A 17,019-nucleotide genomic window follows, 5' to 3' on the forward strand; every position below is an offset into this window, starting at 1 on the left:
CTATTTAGGTAGGCACATATGAAAGTTCGCGCTGGAAAACACAGGTTTACGTCCTTAACCACAGCCATTGTCACATCACTAGCTTTAGCCGCTTGCGGCGGGGGGGGCGGCTCATCTGACGATGGACAAAACGGCGGTCAGCCACAAACCGATACCACACCCAATCAATTTACTTTTATCGACCAAAATAACGTCGCTTTAGCCAGTCAAATCACGTCTGCGGCTATTACCGTTAATGGTATCAATGCCGAGTCCACTATCAGTATTAGCGGCGGCGAATACGCCATAGGCAATGGTAGTTTTACCAGTGCATCCGGTACGGTTAGCAATAATCAAAGTGTTAAAGTGCGCTTAACCAGTAGCAGTACCAACAATAGCGAAGCCAAAGCAACATTAACTATTGGTGGTGTCAGTGACGAATTTAATGTCACCACGCTTGCGGCCAATACACCCGATACCACGCCCAATACCTTTAGTTTTAGCGCGCAAACCGATGTTGCGAAAAACAGCGTTATCGAATCTAACGAGATCACGGTTACCGGTATTGATGCCGCCGCCACTATTAATATCAGCGGTGGTGAATACGCCATTGATGGCGCGAGTTATACCACTAACGCAGGTACGATTACCAATAATCAAAAAGTGAAAGTGCGTTTAACTAGTGCCAGTCAAGATAACAGCGCAGTACAAGCGACATTAACCATAGGCGGCGTAAACGCAGTGTTTACCGCTACCACAGCGGCAGCATTTAGCGGTATTCAAGTCGATGTGAACTTTGATACTAAGCACTCGATTGGTGGCATCGACAGTTTTGATCGCCGCAAATACATTACTATTCACTCCACTCAATCAGAAGGTGATTGGGGACAAGGTGACAACCATAGCCTCGGCGCGAATAACAAAGATCCAAACTTAGCGGTAAATTTCGTTACTGATTACGATGTATATTTTGGCCGCTCGACCGGTGCCAATAAATGGCAGTTACGCAACGTAGAGCAAGATGCAAGTAAACCCGGCTTTGCTGACGAAGCATCACTTAGCAAACAAGGCGGTAACGCACGTTGGGCTTATTCAAATGGTACTTGGAGCGAATCATTAAAAATAGGTCGTACCATTGAAGATCGCGGTACAGACAATATTGAAGGGGCGCAGCAGCATCCATTTTGGCCTGAGGGCACGTTAGTCAAGACGCTAGTAAAGGATGAGAATGATAATCTTGTCCCAGACTGGGCCTTCTCAACCACAGATTCCGACGCCGAGCCATTAGGTACAGCCACGGGTCACTACTTAGCTCACTACTTAGCGAACTATTACCGTAAGAAAGCCGGTGGTGATGGTGGCCTTAAGCCTAAATATTTTGAAGTCATGAATGAACCCTTATATGACTTAGTGACTGACCGAACTGGTAGTGAAAAAGTCGATCCTAAGGTCATTTTTGATTTCCATAATACGGTGGCAGCCGAGATCCGTAAGTTACCAGAAAACGACGATATTTTAGTCGGTGGCTATACAGTGGCCTTTCCGGACTTTGACAAAGACAATTTCCAACGTTGGCATGACAGAGATAAATTATTTATCGATACAGCCGGTGCCAATATGGATTTCTATGCTATTCACTTGTACGACTTTCCTTGTTTAGGCCAAACGGAAAAATACCGCAAAGGCAGTAACATGGAAGCCACCATGGATATGATGGAGCACTACAGCCGGATTAAACTAGGCGAAATGAAACCTTACGTCGTATCGGAATACGGCGCGGCTATTCATTGTATGTATAAACAAGGCTGGAGCGCCGCTCGCAATACCTATCAAATGCGTGCTGCTAACTCAATGTTAATGTCATTCTTAGAGCGTCCAGATGTAATCGCTAAAACCATTCCTTTCTTTGTGGTTAAAGCCGAATGGGGGCGTGAAAAAGAAGCGCCATTCTATCCTTATGGTCCACGTTTAATGATCCAAGAATTCGAACGTACAGGTGACGATACACAAACTGACTGGGTTTATTCTGATCTCATCTTGTTCTATCAACTATGGGCCGAAGTCAAAGGTACCCGAGTAGACACTTGGGCATCGGATTTGGATATTCAAGTTGACAGTTATGTTGATGGTAAAGACGCTTATATCATTCTCAACAGCCTTGAGTTTGAAGACAAAGAAATCAAACTCAATACGTTAGGCCTAAACGCCAATACGGTTGCTGGGGTTAATATAAAACACTTAGTTGCGTCGAAAGACGATGATCAAGTGTCATCTATTGTCGAAACTAACCCTGTTGGTATTCCAAGTACGGTTACGTTAAATGCGGAATCAACCATGATCATCAAAGTCACTTTTGCTAACGATGTCACGATTGATCAAACCAATGAAGAGTCAAAATATTACGCGACTGAATATCTCAAGCCGATTTCAGCAAACACTGAGATTGAGTTTGATATCAACAACGTTAACTTAGGCTCGCAAGGTGAAGCCATTTTACGCTTAGCCATTGGCCGCGATCACGGTAAATCATTATTACCAACCGTTAAAGTTAACGACACCGCAGTCACTGTACCAAGTGATTTTAGAGGCTATGACCAAACCAAAGGTAAAGTCCATACTGGTCGCGACAACTTCTTTGGTGCGATTGAGATCCCAGTACCTTACTCGGCTCTACAAGGTAGCAACAAAATCAAAATTGAATTTAATGATGACGGCGGCTATGTAGCCAGTGCGGCTATGCAGGTATTTAATACCAGCAAAGCGTTAGCGCGTAGTAACTAAACTCATTGTTATAAAAGCTTAAACATTAGGGCGTGTTGCACCTTCGTCGACACGCCCTAATTATTTAACACGTTTATACTAAACTCTATTCCTATAAAATCTCTGTCTATTAGTACTACAGCCCCTTCGAGAAAGAAATAATCTGTCGACCCCTTGTAAGTCGCCATTCGCTGTTCCAAACGCTTAACTGCATACCCTACATCCGTGTAGGTCGAAATTTATTTCGACAATTGTAGCAACGCTGCAAGAAATATAGTTTTCGATAGCCACATAACTTTAGATTTTGAGCCTTTGTCGGGTCACCCCAAGTAAGCCACATGCAAGAACCTAGTGTCTTTAACAAAAGTTACTAGATCCCACGAGCGCTAGAATGACGAAGGTATCTTCCTAAACCACGGAGATAAAATTTCACCCCATTGACGTAAAAGAGCGCTTCTGAAACTTGTGTATAAGTAACTTGGATTTGGTACTTGGGATCTGTCTGCAACAAAAATCCCACAAACTAATATTTAAATCGCTGTAACTAGCGTACCTATCGGCCTAAAGACCGACCCAATGCCATTAAGTTAACGATTTCTGGTTGGGCTGAAGAATGAAGCCCAGCAAAACCGCGGCTTGTGTTGGGCTTCGCAAGCTCAGCGCCAACCTACTTTGGCTTAAGTTAACGGCATTACCTTGTAATTCGACTCGCTGCAGCGTTCAAAGATTTAGCAACACTTTGGTCTTTAACCATCACCTCATATAAAGCCGTATCCATATGCGTCCAGTAGCGGGACATTTTGGGAATATTTGGCATTGGCTCGCCGTTGTCCCACACTTGACTGGCCGCAGCGAGTTTTTTATTTCCTTTAGCAAGTTGCTTCATAAATGTTTTGTTAGCAACGGCTCCCATGTCTTTATCGTCGTTTATTAATTTTAAACCCGACGGCTGGGTGAAGTATTGTTCGATAAATTGACTTGCCAATACTTGGTTAGGTGAAGACGGGTTTAGCATCGCAGATAACACACCAATGAATACTTTGGGTGTACCAGATTTTACTTTTGGTAGATTACCGATCAGCAAATCTATACCGGCTTTTTCATAATCGCCCCAAGACCAAGGTCCATTAACAATACAAGCGACTTGGCCTTGCTTAAACGCGTTATCGACTACCCCGTAATCCACTTTCTTCGGTAATAAATTTTTGTCTAATAAACGTTTGATCGCGGTAACACCGGTGATAGCGCCTCGATTGTTCGCGCCAGTGACAGCAGGGTTATAACTACCATTGCTAAACTGAAATGTGAATCCCCCCTCAGAGGTGACAAAGCCATAGCTAAAGTAGTTATTCATATAATCCCAGATAAGTGGTTTTTTACCCAGCTTACGTAAACGGGGAATATCTTGTTCAACAGCGGCTAAAGTCTCGTAGGGTTTTGCCACCAAATCAGCATTACAGATTTGCGTAACGCCCTCTACCGCTATTGGGTAACCATAAAGCTTGCCATCGTAACTCACCGCATTCCAGTAATTACTATTAACTGAGTTGAGGGTTGATTGACTTGGTTTGACTTGTGCGATTAGCCCAGCTTGAGCTAATTCGCCGACTCTATCGTGCGTGCGCAAAAAAATATCGGGGCCACGCTTTAACACAACTTGGCGGTTATAATCGCGAGTCGCTTGGTCGTCTTCTTTGTTTTCAGGCACAACAACGGTGACTTTAATACCGGTTTCTTTTTCAAAGCGCTGCGCTAATTTTTTAAAACCATCATTGCCAAAATCGTCTGGTTTAGTCCATATCACCAACTCATCTTTAACCCAAGCATTGGCAAATGGTGCAACAAGGAAACTCGCAGTAAGTAAACTGATTGTGCATATTTTACGGAACATGGTATTCATTAAAGTCGTTTCCCAGTTACGAATGGAAGATTGAAATAGCAGAGTGTAAAGCATGGCCTTGTTGTGACATGCGTTGACCACCTTGTTGATTTTCATTGGCCACTTGCAGTAAATCATATGACGCGTCAGACAAATTTGATACTTGGTTGGCAATTTCTGCCGATGCCACTGATTGTTGGTCTGCTGCCGTTGCTATCAACTGGGTTAAATCCATTATGTCGGTCAATGATTGGCAAATATCTTCAATGGCTTTATTGGTTTCTTGCGCGCGCGACACACTTTCTGAACTGGCTTCAATCGAAGATTGCATTGAATCAACCACTAACGATGTCTTTGACTGTAAGCTTTCAATCGTTTTACGGATCTCAACCGTGCTGTCTTGGGTTCGACTGGCTAACGAGCGAACTTCATCAGCCACAACAGCAAAGCCTCGGCCTTGCTCGCCAGCCCGTGCCGCTTCAATCGCAGCATTTAACGCCAGTAAATTAGTTTGTTCAGCAATGCCTTCTATCACTTCTAAAATACCGCTGATACTCGATACATCATGAGCAAGCTCATTAACACTGCGTTGCGAGCTATGTAATTGATCACTTAAATGTTGAATGTTGCGAATACTGGCGTTAACCACATCCGAACCATTTTGACCAATTTGATTCGCTTGCTGGGTTGTCGTGGCTGTCACGGCAGCATTCTTTGCCACTTCTTCGGCGGAAGCCGACATCTCAGTAACAGAAGCCGAAGCCGCTTCAAGCGATTGGCGCTGATTACCGATAAGTTGGTTTAAGTCATCACTACGTTGACTCATCTGGGTTATTTCAGTGCCGACACTGATTTCCGTTTGAGTGACTTGCTGAACGACTTGCTGAAAGGTCGCCATCATAGCGTCAACGTCGTTGGCAATAAGCCCCAACTCATCTTGTTCTTGGCGGTTAATACGGATAGCTAAATCTTTACTTTGGCTAATTTCGGCCAGTTTAGATACCACTTGTTTGGTGGCTTTACGCAGCGTGCGAGTAAACGAGATAACCACGACAGTAGAAATACCAATTAGAATAACACTCACTATAACCACTAACTGACTGACGGTGTCTGCTTCTTCGTCTATGGTTTCAACCCCTTTATTTACTGCTTGCGCACTCTTATTCACTTCGTTGATATTAGTTACCACATTGGCAACATTGGCCGTTACTTGGTCAGTACTTTGTCGGCTTAACTTATCCAGTGTTTGAGAAACAATACTAATTTGATTACGTAAACCAACCGCCATGTCACCCGCGATAGCTGATAAATCATTTAATAAGAACTGGTTCATTTGATTGCCGTAAATACGCGAAGCCCAAAGCGCATCCTCGATAGCAGGCATATCATTTGATAATTCGGGGAATTTGTTTAAAAAGCTGATGACTTTAGGTGACAGCGCATCCATTTGACTATTCGCCCGCACTAAATCACTGGTTGTTAAGGTTAAACTAGCATTGGCAAAAGCATATTGCACAAGCGCTAGTTCTTGTTTTAGCTCTGCTACTTGGTTCATCAATGTAAGCGCTGGCGCTATTTTACTCGCGTTATCCTGTAACTGGATAACCTGTTGGCTTTGCTTACTAACCTGAATTTTCTGTTCTTCAGCTATATTGGCCACGCCAGTGGTCGAGGTAAAAATAAAAGTTAAGCTACCAATAACCAGCAAACCAATGATGACCATCGAAACTATGAGTTTCTGTTGTAAGTTCATATAAAGCCTTTAGGTGTTCTAACTAGAACTTTAGTTTTTAATGTGTCTAACTAAGCGGTAATGATGTAGCAGGAGATTAAAATACAAGCGCTTGATTTGCTTAAGCCTTAAAGATGAAAACGTCCACTATACATACCTAAGATAAGTATATTCCAAAGTTAAAAAAGTGTTAGTTTATTGTTGATTAAGGTAGGAGGTGGGTTGAAAACCGACAAATGATATGTAGTCGATCCTATCTGACGTTTAGAGTTAGGCAAACGAACAAACAGCCATAGGCACAAAGCGGTCATAAATAAATTAAGGAAATATTAACCGTAGGTCGTCTTGAGCGAAGCGAACCACGACACGACCATGTTGCAAATTTAAGCCTATCAAATAGACGTTGCAGAACTTGAAAAGAATATAATTGATATAAAATGGTTAATAAAAAATGCTCCACGTGGAACATATTCAATAAAATCATAAGCTTAGCTTCAAAAACTAAATATCATCTTTTTTGAAGCTAAACCTGCTGTTTATTGCGCTTTATTTCTCTCGTTTGCCCATTGCACTAACTTATCTAAATGCGTTGCGGTAATCAGGAGCAAATGACAAATTTGCAGCACACCTGTTTTATGGCAAGTCTCCAACGCCTCGCCAGTCAACGTATTTAAATTCTCGGCTTTGACAGAATATAAGCCACCTAAAACAGGTTGCTCTTGGCCTTCAAACTTAATGTTAAGTTCTACCGGTTCAATCAAATCATACTGCGCAGCCGTTTGTAGGATTTTTTGAGTCTGCTGAGAGCTAGAGATTAATTGCGAAAACATAGTTTGAATACGCTGTAAGTAATCAGTTGGTGCGCCATTATCTGTAAATAATCGCTCGCCAGTTTGATTATTAATTTGTGGGCTATTCATATCTAACGCAAATGTCGCTTTTTGCGGGTCGTTTTCGTCTTGGGCTAATTGAATGGGTCTACGTAAAATCTCCATCGGCAAATATTTAGCCCGCCATGAGTTATCTTGTAGATACAAATTTTCACCGGATTTTAAACCGAATAAAGCACTAAGCTGAAACAGCCCTGAATGGTTATTTTTAGTAATAAAGATAGGATATTCATGGACTAAATTGGCTAACTCAGCCACAGTCACTACACAAGAGTTAACGTGATTATTGGGTGTATCATAATGCGTGGTATCAATATAAATTTGTGAATGTTTTTTCGGGTCTAGTTGTTCTGGTTTTAAATCTGTCATAACGTCTCCTATCTAAATTTTTGCAAAGCCAAATTTCTGAACCTTATTAAGCAGCTCTCTATTTGAAGGTAATGTGGAAAGTAATTGTTGGGTTTTGAGTTGGTTTTGCTGAAGCTGTTGCTCAATGTATTGCATATGACTTGCCTCAACGTTTTGCAATAACTTGCTGCGATAGCTCGAGCCATACAACACAAATTGATAACTCGCCGCTTGAAATAATTCACCAGTCGCGTCAAAGTCAGTCAATTTCGGCACATCATGCTGCCATAAAGTAAGCAAATCTTGTAATCGCGAAGGAATAGACTCTGCTGCTCTATTATCTTGCCAAAATGCCGATTGGCGTTCACTCAGCACATAATGTAATTTTAAAAATTCAATCGCACGACTCCAGCGATAAGCAAACTTGTCGTTAAATCGTTGTGCTCTGATGGGCATATCCGCCTGCGTATTCGGTAATTGTTCTGCTAACATATTGGCTGACAATTCCACGAGTACTAAAGCTGAGGCTTCTAACGGTTCTAAAAAGCCTGCGGATAACCCGATAGCAACACAGTTTTTATGCCAAAAATGTTTTCGATGACCGGCTCTAAAACTGATTTTTCTGATCGTGTCGGGATCAAATGTGCCGCCAGATTGTTTAATGTAGTGTTCCAGCGTTTTAATGGCTTTATCTTCATCCATGTGCTGACTAGAAAATACATGCCCCACTCCACGTCGAGTCGGTAAGCCAATGTCCCAAATCCACCCTGCATCCTGCGCTGTAGATTGCGTGTAAGACTTTATTGGCGCGTCATCCGTTGGATAAGCGACTTGCGCTGCTAACGCGGTATCGGCAAATAGCACATCGTTAACATCGACAAATTCGACATTCAGCGCCTTACCTAACAAGAGAGACTTAAACCCTGTGCAATCTACGAATAAATCTGCAGCTAATACACCATATTCTTTTAAACTAATGGATTCGATATTGCCATTAGTCGCCAACGTAACGTCGGTCACGTCATCAACACAGTGGCGTACACCCAACTTAGCGATACAATGTTTTTGTAAAAATGTTGAAAATGCGCCGGCATTTAAGTGATAGCCATAATGAGCGTAGTTCGCATACTCTGGCGTAGTAATGGTTTTAGGCGCTAACCCTGCTTCACAAATATCAAATTGGGATGAAAATTGTTGAGCGTAAGCCGTACCGCTAGCAGTATTTAACCAATAAGTTGGACACAAGCCTTCAAAGGCACCGTTAGGTATATCAAACGGATGATAGTAAAAATCGCCAGACTCTGTCCCCCAGTTAACAAATTTTGAGCCTTGCTTAAACGAAACTTCGCAGTGTCGAAGAAAGTCTGTCTCTGATATGCCCATGGCTTTTAACGTAGTTACCATGGTTGGCCAAGTTCCTTCACCAACCCCAACAGTCGGCACGTTAGCAGACTCACATAACGTAATTGATAATTGACCAGCTTGAATTCTAGACTGAAATTGCGCAGCTAAAATACCTGCGGTGAGCCATCCAGCCGTACCACCACCCACAATCACTAAAGATTTAACCATCGACATTTTCTTTAATTTCCAAATACTTAAGCTCTAAGCTTAGAACAAAGATAGCGCTTGTAAGCCTTTTTTTATACTAAAAATAAAAAGCCCCGCGATTGCAGGGCTTTAGGCTAATGACACAGTGTCGTTTACTTCACTTGAATTAACTTCACGTTATCAATAATTAACTCACCAATACCGTTCCATGAGCTTGGGCTAAAGGAAATACGTACTCCTTTAGTCGCCCAATCATTAACATTATTGAATGAGTCTGGGTCGATAAACCGTTCAACCTTAGTCACGCCACCAAGAGTTTGCTTCAAGAAGTTACGACCACGAGGGAACGCTTTAGAAGCAATTGGGTCACCAAGAACCGCCGCGGTTCCATCTGCCGTTTCCAAATCCATACGAATTGGGCTTTGACTACCAGCAGGTGCGTCATAAGCAGTTAACCTAACATCGACAGATAAAATATATTGTTTGCCATTTTCGATAGTACCAGCTGGTAAGGTTAAGTTTGCCCCCCAAGCGGATAACACCCCAGAAGTTGTTCCGGAAAGGACTAAGTTAGCATCAGTCGTTACAGCAATAGAACCGGTCCAGTTACCAACTGTGCCACCTTCAAAGTCAATACTATCTGTAATTGGTTTGTCATTACTATCTTTAACAATAGCTAAGTTATTCAAACTTTCAGTTGAATATCGACCCGCAAATACCGAATCAACTTCTTTGGCTGAACTGGTAAATTTGATCTCAAACGTAGAATTACCATTCGCATTAGCGCTAAATGAACTGACTTGGTGTTTATAATCATTCCAATCTTGCCCAACATTGGCAGAGTCGAATGACGGATGGAAGTTATAGTCTTTAGTATAACTATCTACCGTAGTTGAAAAGCCACCTTGACCCCAAGTGTTGGCTGGTACATTAGAACGGTCAGTGGTTTTTACGTAATAACTGCCACCCGCTTGTACCGCAAATTTGGTTTCTGCTGTTGTTTCAGCCGTTGAAACCAACATGTTACCACCTTGCCAAGCGTCGCCAACGGTTTGGACGTTAACTAAAGTATTGTCACTTACTGTCCAATTAGTTAAATCGCCAGTTTCAAAGTCACCGTTAGAAATTAAATTAGCTGGCGCTTCTTTAGTGACCGTAACTTTAAATTCAGCATCCATTGTATTGCCACCGGCTGTTTCACCAGAAGCTGGGCCATCATCAACACCAAAGGTGTAAGTAAAGGTTTTAGTTTCACCGTCTTGCAAGTGAGCGTAAAAATCAACCGGATCAACCGCTAATACAGAGCCTTGCGTTTTGTTGAACGCAAACTTAGGTGCATCACCAACCGGTTTAATATCAGATAAGTCGATATTGATGTCATCACCGTTACGGTCATTGAAATAAACACCAGAATCTAACTCAACTTTTTGGATTGGATCGTTAGTCGTTACCGTTGCTTCGTATACAGCTACAACTTGTGGTGCTTCACGCGGTACTCGATGATCTTGCACGGTTACAGTTGCTGTGCGCATTTCACTATTCCAACCATCGGTTACATACCAAGTGAAAACAACATCAGCCGATGCACCTGGTGCTATATTTAACGCTGCAGCCGTTGCCTGAACGTCTAGGGTAATAACGTCGCCAGAACGTGAGTAAACTGCCTTGTCATTGTTCACGGTAACCGTTTTATCGCCGCTTAAATCCAATGTTACCGTATCGCCGTCACCGTCTGTGACATTCGACAACAAATTAACCTCACCAGCAGTATCTAGCGTAGTAAAAGACTGTAAAATATTTTCAAACTCTGGTTTGAAGTCTTCACCGTTGACTGTTAGTGTCATTTTTCGATTAACAGAGTCACGGCCGTCTGAAATATCATAGCTATAGGTAGCCGTATATGTTTGCCCAGTATGTAATTCATCAGCAAACACTGATGGAGTTACCTTCACCATTACACCGTTAGTCAATACAAAGCCATCAGCGTTAATATCAACTTCATTACCATTTTCGTCGGTATAAGCAACAGAAAGGTTTTCAATTTTAATAAAGTCTCCATCACTATCTACTGCAATACCTGCACCGGTTTCACCACCTTCAGGTGAGCCCAATAAATGATAAAAAGCAAATTCATTTTTTTCACCGATGCTTACGGCAATATCGCCTCCATGTTGAGGGGCAGCGTTTTCAACTTTTTGTGAAGGAGTGTAATCTTCAGAACACCCCGCTAGCGTCATTGCAATAGCGCCAGCCAATAGAGTATTGTTAAATTTTTTCATTTTAAATCACCAATAATTCTTGTCAGCATAGCAAGAAGGCTCCCCTTCTTGCGTTTCAATAACCTAAATTTAGAAGTTTACGCGTACACCAATACGGTAAGTGGCGCCGACTTTATAACGGTCGTAAGTACGACTTGTTGGCGCTTCACCTTCTAACGGGTTACCTTCTTCTAGCGGAACATATGTGTAGCCCGAACCTGTGTCATTTAAAACAGGAAGGACCTTCAACTCTCGGTTGGTGTAATATCTTCTGTATTGCTCGTTAGTGATGTTGATAGCTTGGAAGTTAACGCTAACATTTTCATTAATTTGGTAATTTGCTGACAGATCTAACGTATCACGCCCCTCATTCCAAATTGAACCGCCATACCAGTTGGCTCCACGAGACAAGTTAGGATCATCCCAGTCGATACCAACTAGAGAATCAGATGAACCGCGATAGCTTAAACGCACTTGATGACCGTGTTGTTCCCAGAATAAAGTCGCGTTATAGCTATGTTTTGGCGTTTCTGCGACAGGCATAGGGGTCAAAAACTTGCCTTCAACAAGTGAAGACTCCTGAGCCTCTGTTTCACTTTTTTGATAAGTATAGTTAGCTGACAAGCCTAGGCCGCTAAGGAAGCCTGGTAAGAAGTCGTATACCTGACTATAACCAAGCTCGAGGCCTTCAATTGTTGCGCCTTTACCATTGATTTTCTTAACAATATCAAACTCATGACAGATATCTCTAAAGTCATTGCTGATCGATAAAGGATCGCCACTAATCCAACCTAAATCTGTGGTAGTACGCACCGGCGTACAACCCTCTAAACCAAAGTTGGGCGCACTTTCATCAACGGGCAGCAATAAACCACTGGCATCGAATGAACCTTGGACATTTCTCAGGTCTGTGATGTATGAAATTAACGTTTCGTTATCTACGAAGTTACTCATGTCCTTTCTAAATAGCGCAAGACTTAACATAGAGACATCATTAAAATACCACTCTAATGAAAGGTCTAGGTTTTTAGATTCTAATGGCTCAAGTTGGGCGTTAAACATATTTAACACACCTTTACCGATATTTGATCTAGCTCCTCCCCCCCAATAAGTTTTCCACATAGTATTGAAGTTAAAGCCCGGACGAATATCTTCAAACTCAGGACGCGTCATGGTTTTTGATACCGCGAAGCGACCAACAAACTCATCTGAAAATGCGTAGTTTAAGTTTAAGCTAGGTAAAACATTGGTATATTCATGTGAACCTTGAGTCGCAAAAGCAACACGTGAGGCATCACGCGACTGTAACGATTTATAATTCCCCATATGGCCGTCAGTGCCCTGATTCCATTCATAAAAATCAGTAGCAACCGCATTAGGATCTGTTGTCCAGTTGTGATCATTAGTCACCTGCACGTCAGCATAGCGCCACATAGTATTCCAACCAGGGTTTACGGTATCGCCCCAGCCAGGTACAACAGCAACAAATGGTGTACCATTAGCTTGTGACTCAGCCCATGCTGCATAGTTAGGATCATGACAGGCATCTTGCACACCATCGCCATTTTGATCGAACATAGGAATGCGCGTCCAATCAGCTGGGTTGTTAGATCCGTTGGTATTCCAACCACGACCATCAATACGTGACAGCTTTTGCTCTATTTGCGTTGGTGAATCAGGGTTTGCATAAGTCGGTTGAGGACATGCTGGTAAACTCGTATCGCGCAATTGACTTAAGGTTTTCCAATCAAATTCAGTTTCATCGGCATGTTGTGGGAAGTCATGGAATTGACCACCAGAAAAACCACTAGATTCCACTTCGGTTTTAACATAACGCACACCTAAATCACCGGTTAAGCGGTCATCGAGTAATGAGAAATTAGCTTTTAAGTAAAGTGATCCTGTGTCCATTTCAACCGAGCGTGTTTCACTGTCATCAGCATTACGCGCAACACGGTCGTCATCCATTGCAAGATGGAATGCTTTCCAAACGTCAATCGTTGTAATGTCATCCGTTACGCCTGGCTGAGCTAGATCAAGGCTTTCCATAAAGTCGTCATACTTTTGACCACCTTCAGCCAAAATATCACGCGCTAGAATTTCATTAATAGGGCCTGCCGGTTGACCTAACAAACGACCGTCTTCACCTCGTGGTGAATCACTCTTAGTAATTGAAGCAAATTGATAACTTTGGTCATCAACAAACTTTGAGCGGCTAGTGAACTTAGCACCAAATTCAACGGTAGTAATACCAAACGCATCTAAGTCAAAATCAAAATCAATTTGTGCGTTTTGAATTGTGTCTTCAACTTGTCTATCGGCTTGACTGATAGAACCCATATGGAAGCTATTATCATCGGAAGGATTAAAACCAGTTAAAGAGATATTGTCTCGCCAACCTTCAACAAGGTTGCCGTCGTCATCTTTAGTATCACCAATATTTTGACCAAGGATAATGTCGTGCGTACCCGCAATCATCACACACTTACCCGAAGTACAATCATAGCCAACAGGCTGAATATCCGCTCCAGCTAAATATTGCAAAGCTTTATTGGTCTGCTTAAAGTTTTGTAAGTTAGCGTATAAATTAGGCAAGCTTTCTGAGGTACTTTCCGACATACCAACCAAAGCTTCCATACGCAATGTATCAGTTAGCTCAGTTTTAAAGCTTAACGTCGCATTAAAGTTTTCGTTCTCTGTACCACCATCCGAGCGACTAATATCCCCAGCACCGTATCTGTCTATACGCTTAGTAAAAGTGTAAGTATCAGTGTCGACTGTGTACCAATCTTCTTGCGGGTCGGTAAAAGGGGCATACACAGGATTACCAAAATCATCAGTAACATTAGTTACTAACTCGCCTTCTACAAAGTTATCTCCGGGTGGGAAACGAGAACGAATAGAGTCAAAAGTGCGTTCTTGAGTTTGCTTACTATAGGTTAAGTTAAGCATTAACTCGCTAACATCAGTCGGTAAGAACTGAATACCAAGAGAACCACCTTGCCTATCACTGGTGTTTTGGTTTAGACGATAGTTAATCGCATTAGGCTGCATCACTTTGAAATTTGAGATGATGTCACCATTTTGATCACGAGCAACGCGGATAACATCTGAAGTTTCCCAAATCCCCGTAATCATTTGATCTTTACGATAGGCATTGGTTTCTGAATAAACCGTTGCTGCAACACCTAGGGTTTCATCTAAGAATTTTTTAGTACCCGATAGTTGTAACTTGTAGTTAGCTTCTTCAGAAAAATCACTGTAACGACCTTGGAGTGTGGCCGATAACACTTCGTTTGATAAATCTAACGGGCGAGTCGTTACAAGATTTACGTTTGCACCTAATGAGCCTTCATCATGATCAGCACTTGGCGTTTTAACAACTTCTAATTTAGAAAGAATATCAGCAGAGAACGAACTTAAATCAACCGCTTGGTTAAAGTCGGTAGACGATAATTGCTGGCCATTTAATGAAATATTGTTTTGGTTAGCTGACGCACCACGCACGGTAATTTGCGTACCTTCACCGTCGCGACTGACTACCGAAACACCCGTTACACGGCCTAAAGCATCTGCGATATTTTGGTCAGTATTTTTACCAATATCTTCGGCGTTGATGGTATCAATAACACCACTGGCGTATTTTTTGTCATTTATCGATTTAATTAAGCTACCTTTAAAACCGGTAACTTCGATAACTTCAGTGTCATCGTCTTCTTCTTTTTCGTTTGCATAAGCCATCATACTTGCGCTGCTAGCAAGTATTGCTAGCGATAAGGCGCTAAGCTTAAAGCGTTCTCTCGTGTTAGACATATGTGTCTCCTAAAAGAAATTGTTCCAAGCTTAAATAGCTAAGCTAATTTGCTATTTAAACTCACAAGTTGTGCCGTAAATTATTATTTTCAGTTCTACTATTTTGCGAACTGTATAAATATTCTACCTAAATAAGATTAATGTCAATATTTCATTGTTAACAATTTTACTAAAACAATGTTTATTTTTTGACATTTGTCGATTAGGTATTGGAGGAAGAAGATCGCCATTGTTGACAATGTAATTGTTGATTTCACTGCGATACAGTGTAGTACACAGATATCTGTCTTGCTGTAAAAACCCCAATCATTTCTCAAACCTGTAAAGTAATGTTTACAAACCACTGATTTTTCGGAAAAAATATTTTTTAAATAAATTCACCATCAAGTGTCAAAACAAAACATTAACAACAGTCGACAATTAAATAACGACGATTCATTAGCAAAATAGGACGGTTAAGCTAAGCTTTTAACTAGGTATTACTTTAAGTATGTTGTTAACAAAACCTTAAAATAACCTAATTATTGATATATACTGTTTAATGTATACATTAAGGTATGAGATTAAACGATGACTACAGCCAAAATTATCCCTATTCGAGAGCAGATCGCCGATATTATGCGCTCGGACATTATTTCCGGTGAATTAACACCAGGTGAAAAATTAAATGAGCAAGAATTGGCTGCTCGTTTTGGTGTTTCACGTGGTCCCATCCGTGATGTGTTACTTAAACTAGCAAAAGAAGGCCTAGTGGTAAGTAAAACCAATATCGGGACTTATGTTGCTGCACCTCTAAGCAACGAAATGCAGAAGGTTTTGATGGACATTCGTATTCGTATTGAAGAGTTTGCGGTACGCCATATAGAAGACAAAGCCAATGAGAATGATCTGCAAGCCTTAGCCGATATCATTGACCGTATGCGTCAGCATTATGAACGTGAAGAATTTACTGACTTAACCAAAGCTGATATTGATTTCCATCAGTTTTATGTGGAGTTAGCCGGTGGTGATGACTTACTCAATATATGGTATCCAATTGTGATGCGTATGCGTATGAATTACGATCGTATTGAGCGCAAAGAAACCTTAGTCGAAGAGCATCAAGCCATTTTAGATGGCATAAAAAGTAAAGATTCAAAAGCTGCTATTGCGGCCATACGTAATAATATAAAGTAAGCAGACTCTGTTTAGGCTAGGTATTAATAAAACTTAGCCTTTTCTTTATTAATCTTAGCCAATATCCACCAACTTCATTCCCACATATTAAAGCAATATATTTGTCAGTTACCCATTTACATTGTTAACAATTAATTGTATTGTTGCATGATTATTTTCACTTACTATTTTGTTATTACTGCATAGCTTTGGTTTTAACTAAGCTGATAGCGGTTTTATATAACAATTACCCTTGCGTTTAATCGGTTTGTCGATTTGGGACAAGTTGTTGTTTTTAATGGTTAATCCAACTTGAAACGCAGACACGTTTCTCTAATTGGGATGGATCCCCCCCTGTCACCTTGGGGTAGTGTGTGCATCTGTTTGTGTGTGCAGATGTTGGCCGCTTCTTTTGAAGCGGCTTTTTTTTGCCTATACTTTCTTGCCTATACTTTCTTGCCTAGGCTTTCCTACCTAGAATTAGGCCGTTTTTCCCGCCTGCGTCTATAAAAACTAATTTGCTCAACGCGATGTGGTGAATCTTTTGTCATCGAAGCGGCTGCTTCGCAAAGCGATCGGATTTTAGGGCAGGTTTCTAGTTCCAGACGAAACCTAAGTACTTACATCCATGTCTCTTAATCACAACTTTCAAAA

8 protein-coding genes are annotated in these 17,019 nt (G+C 41.5%); 2 read left to right on the forward strand and 6 right to left on the reverse strand.

Annotation, left to right across the window (positions count from 1 at the left end; translation table 11 throughout):
* The first annotated feature begins 18 nt into the window (after positions 1–18).
* Entirely contained in the window at positions 19–2,760 is a 2,742-nt protein-coding gene (locus C2869_RS04725; protein WP_108601858.1) for a hypothetical protein, read from the forward strand.
* A gap of 670 nt (positions 2,761–3,430) precedes the next feature.
* Here C2869_RS04725 and malE read toward each other — a convergent pair.
* The 6 genes from malE to C2869_RS04755 all read right to left on the reverse strand — a co-directional run bounded on the left by malE (position 3,431) and on the right by C2869_RS04755 (position 15,210).
* Positions 3,431–4,735, reverse strand: coding sequence for a maltose/maltodextrin ABC transporter substrate-binding protein MalE (gene malE, locus C2869_RS04730; protein WP_159084039.1), 1,305 nt, complete (start codon positions 4,733–4,735; stop codon positions 3,431–3,433).
* Complete coding sequence (locus C2869_RS04735; RefSeq protein WP_108601860.1) at positions 4,656–6,371, reverse strand: methyl-accepting chemotaxis protein; 1,716 nt, start codon at positions 6,369–6,371, stop codon at positions 4,656–4,658. The genes malE and C2869_RS04735 overlap by 80 nt, the downstream gene beginning before the upstream one ends.
* Positions 6,372–6,886: 515 nt before the next feature.
* On the reverse strand, positions 6,887–7,609 hold the full coding sequence (locus C2869_RS04740; protein WP_108601861.1) for a SapC family protein: 723 nt from the start codon (positions 7,607–7,609) through the stop codon (positions 6,887–6,889).
* A 12-nt stretch (positions 7,610–7,621) separates the two neighbouring features.
* A complete protein-coding gene (locus C2869_RS04745) occupies positions 7,622–9,160 on the reverse strand; it encodes a tryptophan halogenase family protein (protein ID WP_228710766.1) in 1,539 nt (512 codons plus the stop codon).
* A gap of 131 nt (positions 9,161–9,291) precedes the next feature.
* Entirely contained in the window at positions 9,292–11,418 is a 2,127-nt protein-coding gene (locus C2869_RS04750) for a COG1361 family protein (RefSeq protein WP_108601863.1), read from the reverse strand.
* A 69-nt stretch (positions 11,419–11,487) separates the two neighbouring features.
* Positions 11,488–15,210, reverse strand: a complete 3,723-nt coding sequence (locus C2869_RS04755) for a TonB-dependent receptor domain-containing protein (RefSeq protein WP_108601864.1) — start codon at positions 15,208–15,210, stop codon at positions 11,488–11,490.
* Positions 15,211–15,780: 570 nt separating this feature from the next.
* Between C2869_RS04755 and C2869_RS04760 the strand changes: the two genes are divergently transcribed.
* Complete coding sequence (locus tag C2869_RS04760; RefSeq protein WP_108601865.1) at positions 15,781–16,386, forward strand: GntR family transcriptional regulator; 606 nt, start codon at positions 15,781–15,783, stop codon at positions 16,384–16,386.
* The last annotated feature ends 633 nt before the right edge of the window (positions 16,387–17,019 follow it).

The sequence above is a fragment of the Saccharobesus litoralis genome (assembly GCF_003063625.1).
GTDB classification, from domain to species: domain Bacteria; phylum Pseudomonadota; class Gammaproteobacteria; order Enterobacterales; family Alteromonadaceae; genus Saccharobesus; species Saccharobesus litoralis.